Here is a 15,998-nt window from a genome sequence, read left to right as displayed (position 1 = left end):
CAAGAAAACCTCAGATCAATCATGCGGTTCCGGTGCACTGGGCCCGGTCACACATGCCATACTTCAGTTGCGCTCCGCATCCCCCGTCGGAGCGATGGACCGACGCCGGGCGGCTCCCCCCGTGGCTGCCCGGCGTCGCTTAATGTCCGGACCCTGGTGGATGATGGAGGGGTGATCCCCTCCGCCTCGCCCTCCGACGAGGGCCCCGAGACCCCCATCTGCTCCGCCAAGGGCTGCCGCGAGCCGGCCGTGTGGGTGCTCGCGTGGAACAACCCGAAGCTCCACACCCCCGAGCGCCGCAAGACGTGGCTGGCGTGCGAGGAACACCGTGAATACCTCTCGAAGTTCCTCGGAGCTCGCGGCTTTCTGAAGGACACCGTGCCGCTGACGGAGTGGGAATCAGCCGCCGATGGCTGACATGGGTCGCTGCGGCTGAACGAACGAGGGGTCGTCGATCCCGGCACCCGCCTTCTTGCCCCACATCGCCTTGCGCCACAGCCCGGCGATCTCGGCGTCGGTGGCTCCCGCCCGCAGGGCGCCGCGCAGGTCGGATTCCTCCGTCGCGAACAGACAGGTGCGTACCTGTCCGTCGGCCGTCAGCCGGGTGCGGTCGCAGGCGCGGCAGAAGGGGCGGGTGACCGAGGCGATGACGCCGACCCGCTGCGGACCGCCGTCCACCAGCCAGCGCTCGGCGGGGGCCGAGCCGCGCTCGTCCTCGCCTTCCGCGGTGAGCTGGAAGCGGGTGCGCAGCGACTCCAGGATGTCCCCCGCGGTGATCATGCCGTCGCGCTGCCAGCCGTGCTGCGCGTCCAGCGGCATCTGCTCGATGAAGCGCAGCTCGTAGTCCTCCTCCAGCGCCCAGGCCAGCAGGTCGGGGGCCTCCTGGTCGTTCAGCCCCGGCATCAGGACGGCGTTGACCTTCACCGGGGTGAGGCCGACCTTGCGGGCCGCGGCGAGGCCGCGCAGCACGTCCGCGTGACGCTTGCGGCGGGTCATGCGCTGGAAGGTCTCGGGGCTGAGGGTGTCCAGCGAGACGTTGACCCGGTCCAGACCCGCGTCGCGCAGCGCGGCGGCGGTGCGCTCCAGGCCGATGCCGTTGGTGGTCAGGGACATCCTGGGGCGCGGCGTAAGCGCGGCGCAGCGCTCGACGATGCCGGTCAGGCCCGGACGCAGGAGGGGCTCACCGCCGGTGAAGCGCACCTCGGTGACGCCCAGCTCGGTGACGGCCAGGCCGACCAGCCGGACGATCTCGTCGTCGGTGAGCAGCTCGGGTTTGGCCAGCCACTGGAGGCCCTCTTCGGGCATGCAGTACGTGCAGCGCAGGTTACAGCGGTCTGTCAGCGAGATGCGCAGGTCGGTGGCGACCCTGCGGTAGGTGTCGAGCAGCATGCTGACATCCCTCCCAGTTGCGTGATCTGCTTCGCAGCGTAAGTCACTGTTGTGACAATCGATAGCGCGCTCAGATCGGCCCTCGCAGGTGCGAGGGGCTGCCCCTGTGTCGGGTCGCAGGCGCCGCTTGGGGCTCCGCCCCTGGGTCCCCGTCTTGGGGCTTCGCCCCCTGGGCCCCTGGCCCCTGTGAGGGCTTCGCCCTCTGACCGATGGCCTCGCCGGCCGGGCGTTGGGGCGGCTCCGCCCCCGGCCGGGGGCTGGGGGCGGAGCCTCCCTGACGCCCGGCCGGCGAGGCCAAGGGGGTTTGGGGGCGAAGCCCCCAACAACGGCGGGTCAGAGGGGGCCGCCCCTCAGTGGGCCCCCGTCCCCGTCATGGAGCGAACCTCGAGCTCGGCGTACTTCTTGCCACCCGCCACCTCATCCTTCGAGAGAAGCGAGCCGACCCAGCCCAGCAAAAAGCCCAGCGGGATGGAGATCAGGCCCGGGTTCTCCAGGGGGAACCACGCGAAGTCGACGTCGGGGAACATCGAGGTCTCCTTGCCCGTGACCACCGGCGAGAAGAACACCAGCAGCACCGAGGAGATCAGCCCGCCGTAGATCGACCAGAGCGCGCCCGTGGTGGTGAAGCGCTTCCAGAAGAGGCTGTAGAGCAGCGTGGGCAGGTTCGCGGAGGCGGCCACCGCGAAGGCCAGCGCCACCAGGCCCGCGACGTTCAGCTTGCCCGCGAAGATGCCCAGCGCGACGGCGACGCCGCCGATGATGACGGCGGAGACGCGGGCCGCGCGCACCTCCTCCTTCTCGGTCGCCTGACCCTTGCGGATCACGTTGGCGTACAGGTCGTGCGCGAAGGACGAGGAGGAGGCGAGGGTGAGCCCGGCGACGACGGCGAGGATGGTGGCGAAGGCGACCGCCGAGATCATCGCCAGCAGGATGGCCCCTCCGTTCGAGTCGGCGCCGCCGCCGATCTCCTGGGCCAGCAGCGGGGCCGCCGTGTTGCCCGCGGCGTTGGAGTCGGTGATCGTCTTCGGGCTGAGCAGCGCTGCGGCGCCGAAGCCGAGCGCGATGGTCATCAGGTAGAAGACGCCGATGATGCCGATCGCCCAGTTCACCGACTTCCGCGCGGCCTTGGCCGTGGGCACGGTGTAGAAGCGGATGAGGATGTGCGGCAGTCCCGCGGTGCCCAGGACGAGGGCGATGCCCAGCGAGATGAAGTCGATCTTCGAGGTCGTGGTGACGCCGTACTTCAGTCCTGGCTCGAGGAACGACTTCCCCTTGCCGCTGTTCTCCGCCGCCGCGCCCAGGAGCGTGGAGAGGTTGTAGTTGAACTTGTGGAACACCAGGAACGTGATGATCAGGGTGCCGCCGATCAGCAGGCACGCCTTGATCATCTGGACCCAGGTGGTGCCCTTCATCCCGCCGATCGTCACGTAGAGGATCATGACGATGCCGACGAAGACGACGATCAGGTTCTTGCCCGTCTCACCGGTGATGCCGAGCAGCAGCGCGACCAGCGCTCCGGCGCCGACCATCTGGGCGAGCAGGTAGAAGATCGAGACGATGATCGTGGAGACGCCGGCCGCCGTGCGCACCGGGCGCTGGCGCATCCGGTAGGCGAGCACGTCGCCCATGGTGTAGCGGCCTGAGTTGCGCAGCGGCTCGGCGACCAGCAGCAGGGCGACGAGCCAGGCGACCAGGAAGCCGATGGAGTAGAGGAACCCGTCGTACCCGGCGAGGGCGATGGCGCCCGCGATACCCAGGAAGGACGCGGCCGACATGTAGTCGCCGGAGATGGCGAGGCCGTTCTGGAAGCCGGTGAAGGAGCGCCCGCCCGCGTAGAAGTCGGTGGCGTCCTTGGTCTTGCGGCCCGCCCACACGGTGACGGCCAAGGTGGCGACCACGAAGACGGAGAAGAGGCTGATGATCAGCGGGCGGTGTTCGCTCGCCCCCTCTGCCGCGAACTGCGCGGTGGGCGCCGCGAGCTGGTGGGTCAGGCTCATGCGTCGTCCTCCTTGCCGAGGGTCTCCGGCCGGCTGTCCTGCCGCTGGGCGTTCTCACCCTCCAGGCGGGCCTTGAGCGCCTCGGCCTTCGGGTCGAGCTTCGCGGCGGCGAACCGTGAGTACCACCAGGCGATGAGAAAGGTCGTCAGGAACTGTGCGAGACCGAAGACGAAGGCGACGTTGATGTTGCCGACGACCTCGGTGCCCATGAACCCGCCCGCGTAGTTCGAGAGCAGGACGTAGAGCAGGTACCAGACGATGAACGCGACGGTGAGCGGAAAGACGAACGAGCGGTAGCGGCTCCGGAGTTCGCCGAACTCGGCGCTCTGCTGCACGTCCGTGTAGTCCCGGCTGCCCGGCGGGCCGGAACTCGCGTGCTCTGGGGCGGTGTCCACAGTGACTCCAGACAAGAAACGTCGGTGGGGAACGGGAATGTGAGTGGGGAACGGGAGCGTGGGTGAGAAACGGGGCGGAGAGGGACGAACGGGAATGTGACGGAAGTCTCTCCAGTCATACAGTGCGCGCATCGTAGATCTTCCCTACGCGCAGCAACAGGGGGTGGTAGTTGAAACGCATAAGAGCGGCCCCAGAAGGCACCCGCTTCGGACGTTCTTCATCAATCCATTGCAGTTGTATGCCTCTCAGGGATAACTTCCGTCGTCTGTGAACAACTTCAGACGACATGGAGACCCCATGGATTCGAGACCTTCCAGACGACGGCGCATCCTCGCGCTGCCGTTGGGACTGGTGCTGACCGCGTCACTTGGCCTTGCGGGGGCCGCCGCGGCGAACGCGCAGAACGCCGGGGACGACGACGCGCCCAAGGCGAAGGCCGGCGAGAAGCTCAGCTACGTCGTCAACACCGAAACCGATCCGGGTACCGTCGAACGGGTCAAGAAGGAAATACGCAAGGCTGACGGCAAGGTCGTCACGGCGTACAAGAAAATCGGCGTCATCGTCGCCCACTCCACGAACCCGGAGTTCGGCCAGACGCTCCGCGCGGTCGACGGAGTCGACTCGGCCGGTGCCACCCGCACCGCCCCGCTCAAGGCCGCGACCACCACGGAGGTGGGCAAGCCCGTCTTCGTGAAGGCGCCCAAGGCGGCGGCGCTCGCCCAGGCGAAGGCCAAGGGACAGGAGCCGCTGGAGTCCCTCCAGTGGGACAAGCGGGCCATCAAGGCCGACAAGGCCGCCAAGGTCGATGAGGGCAGCAAGAAGGTCACGGTCGGCGTCATCGACACCGGCGTGGACGACACGCACCCGGACCTGAAGCCCAACTTCTCCGCCAAGCAGTCGGCGAACTGCGTCGGCGGCAAGCCGGATGCCTCGCCCGGGGCCTGGCGCCCCTACGACCCGGCCAACGACTACCACGGCACGCACGTCGCCGGCATCATCGCGGCGCCCCGCAACGGCGTCGGCGTCGCCGGTGCGGCACCCGGCGTGAAGGTCGCCGCCCTCAAGGTGAGCGAGCCCGACACCTCGCTGTTCTACAGCGAGGCCGTCGTCTGCGCGATGGTCTACGCGGCCGACCACGGCGTCCAGGTCACCAACAACAGCTACTACGTGGACCCGTGGCTCTACAACTGCGGCGACCAGGCCGACCAGAAGGCCATCGCCGACTCGGTGGGCCGCGCCATCAAGTACGCGCAGGGCAAGGGCGTCACGACGGTCAGCTCGGCGGGCAACTCCTCGCACGACCTCGCGTCGACCTCGATCGTCGACGACACCAGCCCGGACGACGGGACGCCGGTCAAGCGCACCGTCAACCCGGCGGTCTGCCCGGACGTGCCGACGATGCTCCCCGGCACGACCTCCGTCGGCTCCACCGGCCCGGAGAACCTGAAGTCGTACTACTCCAACTACGGCCTGAACCAGATCGACGTCACGGCCCCCGGCGGTGACCGCAGGTACCAGACCCCGGAGGAGCCCGCCAAGGACGGTGGCGTCCTGTCCACCATGCCTGACGGCGACTACGCCTACCTCCAGGGCACCTCGATGGCCGGCCCGCAGGTCGCGGGCGTGGCGGCGCTCATCAAGAGCACCCACCCCAAGGCCACGCCGCAGGAGGTCGCCTGGCGTCTGAAGGGGCAGGCGCAGACCCTGCCGTGCCCGGACAATTACGACCCGGACGGCCAGGGCACCTATGCCGCCAAGTGCACGGGCGTGAAGGGCAACAACAGCTTCAACGGCCACGGTCTCGTGGACGCGCTCGCCGCCGTCACCAAGTGACGGACGCGGACCTCAGAGAGTTGAGCTGAGGGAGGGGCCGGGCCGCTTCGACGGCTCGGCCCCTTCCGCGTGCGTCCCTTCCGCGTGCGTCCCTTCCGCGTGTGCCTCTTCCGCGTGTGCCTCTTCCGCGCGCGTCCGCCGGGGGTTCCATCCGGGCCCCCGGAAGACGCGCCCCGCGCGCTCGCGCCAGTCCTCGGCCGCCCGGATGTCCCGTGCGATGGCCGCGTACTCGTGGGTGGCGACGCGCAGCGGGTTGAACGTCCCGATGTTCTTGGTCAGCCCGAAGACACACCCGTCGGTCTCCGGAACGAAAGAGCGGAACATCCGGTCCCAGACGATCAGGATTCCGCCGAAGTTGCGGTCGAGATAGCCGCCTTGCGAAGCATGGTGCACCCTGTGGTGCGAGGGCGTGTTGAAGACGAACTCGATCGGACGAGGCAGCTTTCCGATCCGTTCGGTGTGTACCCAGAACTGATAGACCAGGTTCGCCGAGGAGCAGAAGGCGAGCGCCGCGGGGTGGACGCCCAGCGCGATCATCGGCACGTAGAACGGCCACACCGTCCAGGTCGTCCACGGCTGGCGCAGCGCGGTGGTCAGGTTGAACTTCCGGCTGGAGTGGTGCACCACGTGGCAGGCCCACAGGATGCGGATCACGTGGTGGCCCCGGTGGGACCAGTAGTAGAAGAAGTCCTGCGCGAGCAGCATCAGGGGCAGCGTCCACCACAGGATCGGCACGCGCAGCGGTGTCAGTTCGTAGACCGCCGCGTACAGCGCGACGATCGGCACCTTCCACAGCGCGTCGAACACGAGGCTGCCCAGCCCCATGGCGATGCTCGTGGCGGCGTCCTTGGTCTCGTATCCGGCGGAGTCCTCGTCCGGGTGCAGGCGGTAGCTCACCATCTCCAGGACGGTGAGCAGCACGAAGGCGGGGATCGACCAGAGCACGACGTCGGGAAGGCTGGACGGCATGTCAGCAAGGTAAGCCGCCCCTGCGGGCCGCCGCTAGGGGTTGTTACCGAGGAGTATGCAGTCCTCGGCCGCTCGGAGTACGCGGTCCCCGGGCCGCTCAGCGGGGAGAGGCGAGGATCTGTACGCGGTGGCTGTCGTTGTCGGAGAGGAACGCTGCCAGCACCCGCGCCTCTTCGGCGACGGCGGTGCGGTCGGCTCGCGAGAAGCGGCACAACGGGGTGACCGTCACGGTGCCGGCCTCGACGCTCCAGGTCGCGGCGACCCTGCCGTCGACCAGCACGACGCGGGTGCCGGCTACCGACAGGCCGCGGTGGGCGTCGTCGACGATCCGGCCGCGGTCGTGATAGCCGAGGAGCGCGTTGTCGAACGCCGGCAGAAACCGCACCGGGGCGGGCGTGTCAGGGTCGGGGCGCGGGGCCTGGGGGAGGTCCAGCAGTTCCCGGCCTCGCTCGTCGCGGAAGGAGACCAGTTCCCCGCGTATCGCGTCGACGGCCGCGGGGAGCCCAGCGAGGCCGGACCAGGCGCGCAGATCGGCCGAGGCGGCGGGGCCGAACGCGGCCAGATAGCGCCGTACCAGCGCCTGCCCGACCGGATCGGAACCGTCCGGATCCGGCTGGTCGATCTCGCGTCCCAGCCAGGAGGCGAGCGGGACGTTGCGCACTCCTGCCTTCGTGCGCCAGAGCCCGCGCGGCGGCAGCTGTGCCATCGGGACGAGGGCGGCGACCAGCATCTCCCCCAGTGCCCGTGGCCCCGGCGCCGGCCAGCGCCCGGCGAGCGCCCGCCCCAGCTCGCTCATCGAGCGCGGCTCGCCGTCGGCCATCACCGCCCGGCCCGCCGCCGCGAGCTCATCGAGATCCACCCCGTCCAGCTCACGGCGGTAGACCCCGAGGACCCGTTGGCGCAGCATGGCGCCGTGGCGGGCCCGCCAGGCCAGGGCGTCGGCGGCGGTGACGAGGTGGACGGTGCGGCGCATGAGGTGGGTCCGCACCACGCTCCGCCCGGTCAGCAGGTCCGAGAGCGCTGTCGGGTCGAACGCGCGCAGCCGCGACCAGAGTCCGACGAAGGGCTCCTGCGGTTCCTGCGCCTGCATGCCGCCGAGGTGCGCGACGGCGTCGAGGACGGGAACGTCGGCGCGGTCGAGGAGCAGCTGCCGGGCGAGCGTCGCGCGGTTGAGCGCCCGGGTGCCGAGAACGGTCATCGGGCCACCGCCGCGCGCTCGCCGGCCGGGCACCGGCGTAGCGCGGCGCGGGTGAGGGTCACGCCGGCGGCATGGTTCCCCGGCGATAGGGGGCTGACCTGGAGCCCGGTCCGGCCCTGCGTGCGCGTCTTCACTGCTGCGTCCTTGCCTTGCAGTCGCGGCCGGGCGGCGGATGCCCGCCGCCCGGCTTATGGGTGATCAGGTTCGGGTGGTCGGACTCAGCTGGTCAGGACGCGTTGTACTCGCTGACGACGTCCAGGACCCAGGTGACGCCGAACCGGTCCTTCAGCATTCCGTACAGGGGCGCCCACTGCGCGGGCTCCAGCGGCTGGAGGACAGCCGCGCCGTCGGACAGCTTCTTCCAGTACGCGGTGATCTCTTCGGTCGTTTCGCCACGGAGCGAGACGAAGAAGGCGTTCTCGCCCTGGTTCCACGGCATGTCGGCGGGCACGTCGTAGGCCATCACGCGGAAGCCGCTGTCGGCGGCAACCTGACCCCACATCACCTGGTCCGCCCCGGCCGGCTCCTGGACGTTTCCGGCGTCCTTGTACGTGACCACGGCCACGTCCCCGCCGAATACCGACTGGTAGAACGTGAGTGCCTCGCGGGCGTCACCCCGGAAGTTCAGGTGGGTCACAGCGTTGACGGCCATGGCCGGCTCCTTGCTCTCGTTGTCTGGCACGCCGTCCGGCGCATCGCAACAGTCGCAAGGGAAGCGGCCAAGGTGTGGCCGCTTCTTGGGGCACCATCGGAGTCATGCCGAAGACCTCAGCCCGACTGCTCTCGCTGCTCTCGCTGCTCCAGGCGCGCCGGGACTGGCCGGGGGCGCTGCTGGCCGAGCGGCTGGAAATCAGCCCGCGCACCGTGCGCCGCGACGTCGACCGCCTGCGCGAACTCGGCTACCCCATCACGGCGGCCAAGGGGCCGGACGGTGGATACCGGCTCGACGCCGGCACGGAGCTGCCCCCGTTGCTGTTCGACGACGAGCAGGCCGTCGCACTCGCCGTCGCACTCCAGATCGCCGTCACCACCGGCGCCGGCATCGAGGAAGCCGCGGCACGCGCGCTGACCACCGTCCGGCAGGTCATGCCCGCCCGGCTGCGCCACCGCATCGACACCCTCCGGGTCACCGCCGTCGAGCGGCCCTCGGCGCGGCCGAACCCACAGGTCGACAGCGGCGTACTCATGACGCTCAGCGCCGCCGTCCACGCCTGTGAGGTGCTGCGCTTCGACTACGCACCCGTTTCCCCACCGGAAGCCGACGACGAGCGTGCCCCGGCTCCCCCGCGCCGGGTGCAGCCCCACCACCTCGTCACCTGGGGCGGTCGCTGGTACCTCGTCGCCTGGGACCTCGACCGCGACGACTGGCGCACCTTCCGCGCCGACCGGATCACCCCGCGCACCCCCACGGGCCCCCGCTTCACCCCGCGCGAAGTGCCCGGAGGCGAGGTGGCCGCCTTTATCGCCGACAGGTTCCAGGGCTCCGACGGCTCGGGTGACCGGCCCTGCCGCGGCGAGGTGATCCTCGACCTGCCGGCCGCCGCCGTGTCCCGCTACACCCCCGACGGAGTCGTCGAGGAGCTCGGCCCGGACCGCTGCCGGCTCGTTCTGGGGTCGTGGTCATGGCCCGGTCTGGCCGCCACCATCGGCAGGTTCGACGCCGGCATCGAGGTCGTCGGCCCGCCCGAACTCAAGGACGCCTTCGCGCACCTGGCCCGTCGCTTCGCCGACGCCGCGACCGACGGCCCCGCCGAGCTCGCCCCGCCGCCCTCGAGCCACTGAGCGACGCGCGCGCTCGGCTCCGGGCCGGGCCGGGCCGGGCCGGGCCGGGCAGGGCAGGGCAGGGACCGGTTCACCAGACGCGGACGCGGCCACCGGGTGCGAAGGCGGGGCTCGTCGCGTCGGACGGGACGTCCGTCAGCGGCTCGGCGACCTCCGCGACCGTCGGCCCGACACGGGCCGCGACCGGATCGAGCAGCCCGAGGTCGAAGCCGTACACGCCCGCCGCGTTGCCCCCCACCATCGCCGCGACCTCCTCCCGGGGCACGCCGGCGAAGGCCACCCGCAGCCCCTCCCGCGAGTAGGGACACGTCCCCTCGTCGTGCGGGTAGTCGCTCCCCCACATGATCTTGTCGAGGCCGATGCGCTCCCGCAGCGGCACCTCGTGCGGCCTCATGAAGCTGGCGCCGACGTAGCAGTTGGCGCGCCACACCTCGCTGGGGCCCTGGCCCATGGAAGCGGCGAGCCCCGCGCCGAACTTGGACTCGGCGGTGGCGGCGCGCGAGGCGGCGGAGACGAGGCGGCCGTGGTAGTAGTCCAGCATCTCCAGCACACCGGGGATCCACCCGGACCCCTGCTCGGTCAGCACGAGCCGGAGCGCGGGGTGACGCCGGAACGCGCCGCCGAAGATGAGGTGCCACAGGGCACGGTGCGAGAACCAGGTGGTCTCCACCATGAAGACCGCGCGCGCCGCCGGTTCCTCGCCCAGGGGCGGCGAGGCGGAGCCGCCGTGGTGGTTGACGGGCACGCCCAGCTCGGCGCAGACGGCCCACAGGGGGTCGTAGGCGTACGAGTACAGCTCGGGCACCCCGGACCCGGGCGGCGCTCCGGGCAGCAGGATGCCGCCGGTCAGCCCGTTCTCGTGGGCCCAGCGCACTTCCTTGACGGCCTCGTCGACGTCGTTGAGCAGGATCTGCGCGATGCCGGCGCGCCGTCCGGGTGCGAGCGCGCAGAAGTCGGCGAGCCACCGGTTGTGCGCGCGCAGCCCCGCCCAGCGCTGCGCGAACTCCTCGCGGGTGGGCACGGGCGCCATCAGGGAGGCGGCGGGGTAGAAGGGCGGGATGGTGTTGGGGAAGACGACCTCGGCGACGATGCCGTCCGCCTCCATCTCCGCCAGCCGCCGCTCGGAGTTCCAGTTGCGGTCGGCCGTGTCTGCCAGCAGATCCTCGTACGGGTTGACGTAGGTGGCGGCCCAGGCGTCGAACGCGTCGTGGTGCCGCTTTTCCAAGTAGGGCTTGTAGTCGAGGAGATCGGCTCCCGCGTGGCAGTCGGCGGAGATGACGGTGTAGCGGTCCTCACCGCTCTTGGTGTGTCCGTCGCCGCTCTTGGTGTGTCCGTCGCTGCTCATGGCCTGGCCGTCGCTGCCGGTGTGTCCATCGCTGCTCATGGCGTGTCCGTCCCTATGGCCGGGAAGTCGCTTCCGGTCAGCCAGTGGCGGCCCGTCTCGCGCGAGCGCCGCCAGGAGTCCTCGACGGGCCCCTGGTCCCCTGGCTGGCCCAGCTCGGCCGGTGAGGGCCCGATACGGCGGGCGAGCGGCGCCAGCGCCACGGTGTCGAAGCCGAAGACCTCGGCGGCCGATTCTCCGAGCATCCGGCGCGTCTCGGTGACGGGGATGTCGTGGAAGGTGCTCCGCAGCCATTCGCGGGTCCTGGGCCAGGTGCCCTCGGGGTGCGGAAAGTCGCTGCCCCACAGGATGTTGCCGACGCCGATCTCGTAGCGCTGGGCGAGTTCGCGCCGCTTGGTGTTGGTGGCACAGATGAAGACCTGGCGGTCGAGGTACTCGTGGGGCGGACGCTTCAGCTCGGCGAAGGGCGAGAGCTTCTTCCCTCCGTGCGCGCCCAGATAGAGACGGTCCATGAACCACAGGAGGTTGGGCAGCCACCAGCAGCCGGATTCCGCGACGCCGAACCGCAGCCCCGGATGGCGCTCGAAAACGCCGGACCACAGGAGGAACCACAAGGGGCGCGCCGGCCACCAGGTGACCTCGCTGACGTAGATGCCGAGGTGGTCGCCGTACTCGTGGCGCGGGGCGGCTCCGGAGTGGGTGACCACGGGCATCCGGGTCTCGGCCGCCGCCGCCCAGACGGGGTCGTAACGCCGGTCGTGGTAGGGCGCCTTGTCGACCCACATGGAGGGGATCATCAGCGCGCCGAGCCCGGATTCCTTCGCCCGGTGGATCTCCGCGACGACCGCGTCGGTCTCCCCCGTGACGGGCAGCAGCGCGACACCGCAGTGCCGTTCCGGATGCTGCGCGCAGAAGTCGGCGAGCCAGCGATTGTGTGCCTGGGCGCCCGCCATGCCCAGCGCGGGGTCCTGGTCCCCGGACAGGCCCAGGCCCACGCCGAAGGGCGCCGCCGTGCCGCTGTCGACCGCGTCGGCGTCGGGGAAGACGACCTCGCCCGCCACCCCGTCGCCGTCCAGCTCCTTGACGCGCTGTGCCGCGTCCCAGCCGCCGCGCAGCCCTTCCTCGTTGTCCTCGAACCACTTGCGCGCGAACGTCTCGTTCCGGATGCCCAGCCGGGTGGACTCCTCGACGCGCGCCTCGCGCTGCCCGAGGAACTCTTCGAAGGCGCGGTGGAACCGGCTGTCCAGATAGGGGCGGTACTCCTCGGTCGGCAGTCCGGCGTGGCAGTCCGAGGAGATGATCAGGTACGGGTCACGGGACTCCTGTTCGGGGTCACGGGACACCCGCGTGTCCGGGCCTCGCTCGTTCATGCCTGCTTCCCCCGATCCAGTACGAAGGTCTCCAAGTAGTCCGGGTTGGCGCGCTCCAGCATCGACCGGGCGCGGGCCCTGATCTGCGCGTCGCTGTGCTCACTGGGCGGGAGCATCCAGAAACGGTCCTCCTCGATGCCCGTCACGACCACGTCCGCGACGTCCTCGACGGGCGTGAAGCGCACCTCCTGGCCCGCCTCGCGCATCGCCGCCTCCCACTGGTCCAGGGAGCGGTAGGGCGTCTTGCGGGGACGGGTCTTGGCGTAGCGCTCGGGGCGGTTGCGGTAGGACTCCCACAGGCCCGTACGCAGCATGTGCGGGCCCGGGAAGAGCACGGAGGCGCTGACCTCCGCGCCCTCGGCCCGCAACTGGGCGTAGAGGGACTCGGTCATCGTGACGACTGCGGACTTGGTCACCGCGTACACCGAGGCGGTGGACAGCGGCGCGATACCGCCGTCGCCCGATGAGGTGTTGACGATGTGTCCGGGCTCGCCGGAGGCCAGCATCCGGGGCACGAAGGCCCGGATGCCGTGGAAGACTCCCCAGACGTTGACCGCGAACGCCCACTTCCAGTCGTTGATCTCGTGCTGCCACATGCGCCCCTCGGCTCCCGAGCCGACACCGGCGTTGTTGCACAGCACATGGACGGCGCCGAAGCTCTCCTGGACGGCCTCGGCCAGTTCCTCGACCGCCTCCGGCTCGCTCACATCGGTGAGGTGCGCCAGCACCCGCGCCCCGTTGTCCCGCAGCTCGTCCGCGGCCTTCTCCAGCGGCGCCCGCTCGACGTCGGCCAGGGCGACGTTCAGCCCCTCCGCCGCGAAGCGACGCGCCATCGCCAGCCCCACGCCGCTCGCGGCCCCGGTGACGACGGCGGTCTGTCCGGCCCGCAGCAGCATCAGAGGCTCCCCTCGGACGGCCCGTCCAGCGAGGGTCCGTCGGCCGGCGGCTCGACCGGCGACGGTTCGTCCGGCGGGGGCCCGTCCAGGACCTGCGCCGCGTCGTCGTAGCGCTGGTGCACGTACGGCAACAGGGCCTGGGCGCTGACGCGTTCGGCGACCCGGCCGCGCTGGTCGCTGGTCTTCTCCCCGAGCGTGATCTCCACCAGGCGCCGTACGGGCAGGTCGGCCACCGGGTCGTAGGGCGATTCGCGCAGGACGACCCGTCCGGTGACGGACTCCAGCCGGCGCACCTTCTCGTTGCGCAGACAGTGCACGAGGACGGGGTCGCCGTCGAAGCCCCGGCCGTCCACCCCGGGCAGGAATTTGAAGTAGAAGTCGAGCTTCTCGGCGGGCTCCGGCAGCGGCAGCGCGGCGCCGACCGTGCCGGTGACCTCGACGAAGGCGATCCCGTGCCGTGCCAGCCGCGCCCGGACCGAGCCTTCGGGGCCGCGCTCCAGCGTGACCTCGCCCAGCTTCTTGGGCTCGCCGAAGACCTCGCGCCCGCCGATGAGGGCCCGCTCATGGGTCATCGGCATCACCAGCGGATACCAGCCGGCGGCGCCCGCGTGCCGGGCCGCGACGGCTACCGAGCCGGCACCCAGCGGGTATCCGGGCAGGTCCACCTGGCTGATGGAGGCCCGCACCAGGGGCCGTTCGGCGGGCTTGAGGGGCGGCGGCAACACGGCCGCCACCACGTCGGGGTCGGTCTCCCAGACGGCCAGCACTCCGGTGGACCAGATGTCGGGGAGCTTCGCGCCCGCTTCCCTGGCCCGCCGGGTCTCCTCCTCGTCGCGCGGACCGTACCGTACGCGTGCCATGCGTACCTCCTTCGTCGGACGTGCGCGGTCCCGCTCGTCTGTAACGTTGTTACAGCGCGGGCCGCGAAGGGTAAAGGCATGCGCACGGTTCAGAACGGGAGGATCATGCCGAGCCCGCAGTCACGCGCCGCCCCGCCGCCGCGCCCCCGGCTGACGCGCGAGGCGGTTCTCGACGCGGCCTCCGGACTGGTCAGCCAGCACGGTCCGCAGGCCCTCACGATGCGCAAGCTGGCGGCCGAGCTGGGTACGGCCGTCACCTCGATCTACTGGCACGTCGGCAACCGCGAGTCGCTGCTGGAGGCCCTTGTCGAGTGCACCGTGCGGGAGTTGGGCGAGATCCGGCCACGCGGCAGCACCCCACAGGCGCGCGTCGTCTCCATCGCCCGCACGCTGCGCCGGGAGCTGCGCGCCCGCCCGCACCTGATCGCGATGGTGCACGAACGGGGCCTGACGGAGCGGATGTTCCTCTCGGCGCAGCGGGCGCTCGCGCAGGAAGCGCACGCCGCCGGGCTGCGCGGCGCGCGGGCGGCCGAGGCAGTGCGCTCCGTACAGTTCACGGTGATCGGTCATGTCCTGGTGGAGCGCAACCGCGAACGCGCGCCCACCCAGCGCCCCGGCGAGCCCGAGCTGTGGGAGCCGGCGGAGGCGAAGGCGGCGGACGACCCGGCGCTCGCCCGCGCCCTCGCCCGGCCGCCGGACCCCGAGAAGGTGTTCATGGCCTCGGTGCGAGCGCTCGTCGAGGGGCTGCTCGGGCCGCCCGATCCACCTCTTCCGCAGAGCCTTTGACGCCGTTGCCGCCTCCGCCGCCGGCGGCTCGCGGGCCCGGCGCCGGGCCCCGTGCGAGGTGCTGGGACGGGCCGTGGAGCGGGCGCGCCTCCGGCACTGTCAGTACCGACCCGTATTCTCTGTGACCATGCTCGAAGACCAGACGGCACGCCCCGACGGGATGTCGGAGCGCATCCCCGCTCAGCCCGGCGCCGACGCCCACCCGCCCCTGACATGGCCGGCGGGCTATCCGAACGGCTACGCGGTGGTGGACGTCGAGACCACGGGGCTCGCTCGCGACGACCGCATAGTGTCCGCTGCCGTCTACCGGCTGGACGCCAGAGGCGAGGTCGAGGACCAGTGGTACACCCCGGTCAACCCCCAGCGAGATCCGGGCCCCACCTGGATCCACGGGCTGACGGCCGAAGCCCTCGCCGACGCGCCGCTCTTCGGCGAGATCGCCGAGGAGTTCGCCGCGCGGCTGGCGGACCGCGTCCTGGTCGCGCACAACGCCCTGTTCGACTGGTCGATGATCGCCAGGGAGTACGCCAGGAGCAGCCGGGAGGCGCCGGTCCGCCAGCGCCTGTGCACCATCGCCCTGTCCAAGGAGCTTGCCCTCCCGCTGCCCAACTACAAGCTGGAGTCCCTCGCGGCGCACTACGGAGTCGTCCAGCAGCGCGCGCACCACGCGCTGGATGACGCCCGCGTGCTGGCCGAGGCGTTCCGCCCCAGCCTCCATCTGGCGGCGCGGCAGGAGGTGCGGCTGCCGCTGCTGACCTGCCAGCCGCTGAGCGAGTGGTCGGACGCCGTGGTGCCGCGCAGCCCGAGCGGCGGCGCGGGCGCGGGGTTCCGCTCCTCCAGCGGCGGCTACGGCACCTGGCGTCCCTCGCGCAAGCGCCCCGCCTGCCCCTACCCGAACCCGGGGCGGTACGCGCCGGAGGGGCCGCTGGTGCAGGGAATGCGCGTGGCGATCTCCGGGGACACCACCGTGGACCGCGAGCTGCTGGAGGACCGGGCGATCGCGGCGGGGCTGCACATCGCCTCCAGCGTCTCCCGCCTCACCAGTCTCCTGGTCACCAACCAGCCGGACTCCCCCACGTCCAAGGCCGCCAAGGCCCGTGCGTTCGGCACCCCGGTCATCGACGAGGCCGCGTTCAGCCAGCTCCTCCAGGACGTGGCCCCCGCACCGGAGGGCTGAGCG

Annotated in this window: 15 protein-coding genes; 5 read left to right on the top strand and 10 right to left on the bottom strand. The window is 71.1% G+C overall.

The features are described 5' to 3' along the window. Positions 1-171 precede the first annotated feature (171 nt). Positions 172-417 (top strand): hypothetical protein, encoded by a 246-nt coding sequence (locus OHB04_RS33200; protein WP_326691331.1) that lies wholly within the window; start codon positions 172-174, stop codon positions 415-417. Here OHB04_RS33200 and moaA read toward each other — a convergent pair. The 3 genes from moaA to OHB04_RS33185 form a co-directional block, all read right to left on the bottom strand. After that, a complete protein-coding gene (moaA, locus tag OHB04_RS33195; RefSeq protein ID WP_326808904.1) occupies positions 400-1,389 on the bottom strand; it encodes a GTP 3',8-cyclase MoaA in 990 nt (329 codons plus the stop codon). The genes OHB04_RS33200 and moaA overlap by 18 nt on opposite strands. A gap of 350 nt (positions 1,390-1,739) precedes the next feature. Then, positions 1,740-3,386, bottom strand: a complete 1,647-nt coding sequence (locus OHB04_RS33190) for a solute symporter family protein (protein WP_326691329.1) — start codon at positions 3,384-3,386, stop codon at positions 1,740-1,742. Next, positions 3,383-3,781 carry a DUF485 domain-containing protein gene (locus OHB04_RS33185; protein WP_326691328.1) on the bottom strand — a complete coding sequence of 133 codons (399 nt, stop codon included), beginning with the start codon at positions 3,779-3,781 and terminating at the stop codon, positions 3,383-3,385. The genes OHB04_RS33190 and OHB04_RS33185 overlap by 4 nt, the downstream gene beginning before the upstream one ends. A 298-nt stretch (positions 3,782-4,079) precedes the next feature. Between OHB04_RS33185 and OHB04_RS33180 the strand changes: the two genes are divergently transcribed. Further along, positions 4,080-5,615: a S8 family peptidase gene (locus OHB04_RS33180; protein WP_326691327.1), complete on the top strand. Its 1,536-nt coding sequence runs from the start codon at positions 4,080-4,082 to the stop codon at positions 5,613-5,615. A 12-nt stretch (positions 5,616-5,627) separates the two neighbouring features. Here OHB04_RS33180 and OHB04_RS33175 read toward each other — a convergent pair whose 3' ends face one another. From OHB04_RS33175 to OHB04_RS33165, 3 genes are all read right to left on the bottom strand, one after another. Beyond that, positions 5,628-6,584: a sterol desaturase family protein gene (locus OHB04_RS33175; RefSeq protein WP_326808903.1), complete on the bottom strand. Its 957-nt coding sequence runs from the start codon at positions 6,582-6,584 to the stop codon at positions 5,628-5,630. Positions 6,585-6,681: 97 nt separating this feature from the next. Continuing rightward, positions 6,682-7,782, bottom strand: a complete 1,101-nt coding sequence (locus tag OHB04_RS33170) for a winged helix DNA-binding domain-containing protein (protein WP_326808902.1) — start codon at positions 7,780-7,782, stop codon at positions 6,682-6,684. 226 nt (positions 7,783-8,008) lie between these two features. Then, positions 8,009-8,434: a VOC family protein gene (locus OHB04_RS33165; RefSeq protein WP_326808901.1), complete on the bottom strand. Its 426-nt coding sequence runs from the start codon at positions 8,432-8,434 to the stop codon at positions 8,009-8,011. Positions 8,435-8,538: 104 nt separating this feature from the next. Here OHB04_RS33165 and OHB04_RS33160 point away from each other — a divergent pair, with 104 nt between their 5' ends. Then, complete coding sequence (locus OHB04_RS33160; RefSeq protein WP_326691323.1) at positions 8,539-9,564, top strand: helix-turn-helix transcriptional regulator; 1,026 nt, start codon at positions 8,539-8,541, stop codon at positions 9,562-9,564. Between the two features lie 70 nt (positions 9,565-9,634). On the opposite strand, the gene OHB04_RS33155 is transcribed toward OHB04_RS33160, so the two are convergent. From OHB04_RS33155 to OHB04_RS33140, 4 genes are read right to left on the bottom strand one after another with little or no spacing between them, the layout of a single operon-like run. Continuing rightward, positions 9,635-10,909 (bottom strand): amidohydrolase family protein, encoded by a 1,275-nt coding sequence (locus OHB04_RS33155; protein ID WP_326809569.1) that lies wholly within the window; start codon positions 10,907-10,909, stop codon positions 9,635-9,637. A gap of 35 nt (positions 10,910-10,944) precedes the next feature. Next, positions 10,945-12,276 (bottom strand): amidohydrolase family protein, encoded by a 1,332-nt coding sequence (locus tag OHB04_RS33150; protein WP_326691322.1) that lies wholly within the window; start codon positions 12,274-12,276, stop codon positions 10,945-10,947. Continuing rightward, positions 12,273-13,172 (bottom strand): SDR family NAD(P)-dependent oxidoreductase, encoded by a 900-nt coding sequence (locus OHB04_RS33145; protein ID WP_326808900.1) that lies wholly within the window; start codon positions 13,170-13,172, stop codon positions 12,273-12,275. Before OHB04_RS33145 ends, OHB04_RS33150 begins: the two co-directional genes overlap by 4 nt. Then, the gene (locus tag OHB04_RS33140) at positions 13,172-14,032 is read right to left on the bottom strand and encodes an acetoacetate decarboxylase family protein (RefSeq protein WP_326808899.1); all 861 of its coding nucleotides are present in this window, start codon (positions 14,030-14,032) and stop codon (positions 13,172-13,174) included. The genes OHB04_RS33145 and OHB04_RS33140 overlap by 1 nt, the downstream gene beginning before the upstream one ends. 105 nt (positions 14,033-14,137) lie before the next feature. Here OHB04_RS33140 and OHB04_RS33135 point away from each other — a divergent pair, with 105 nt between their 5' ends. Together OHB04_RS33135 and OHB04_RS33130 are read left to right on the top strand one after the other, a co-directional pair. Then, positions 14,138-14,818, top strand: a complete 681-nt coding sequence (locus OHB04_RS33135) for a TetR/AcrR family transcriptional regulator (RefSeq protein WP_326693035.1) — start codon at positions 14,138-14,140, stop codon at positions 14,816-14,818. Between the two features lie 127 nt (positions 14,819-14,945). Further along, positions 14,946-15,995 (top strand): DEDDh family exonuclease, encoded by a 1,050-nt coding sequence (locus OHB04_RS33130; protein ID WP_326691319.1) that lies wholly within the window; start codon positions 14,946-14,948, stop codon positions 15,993-15,995. Positions 15,996-15,998 lie beyond the last annotated feature (3 nt).

The organism is Streptomyces sp. NBC_01775 (assembly GCF_035917675.1).
Taxonomy (GTDB): domain Bacteria; phylum Actinomycetota; class Actinomycetes; order Streptomycetales; family Streptomycetaceae; genus Streptomyces.
Note: the sequence above shows the minus strand (reverse complement) of the source record. Positions and strands in the feature narration are given on the sequence as shown.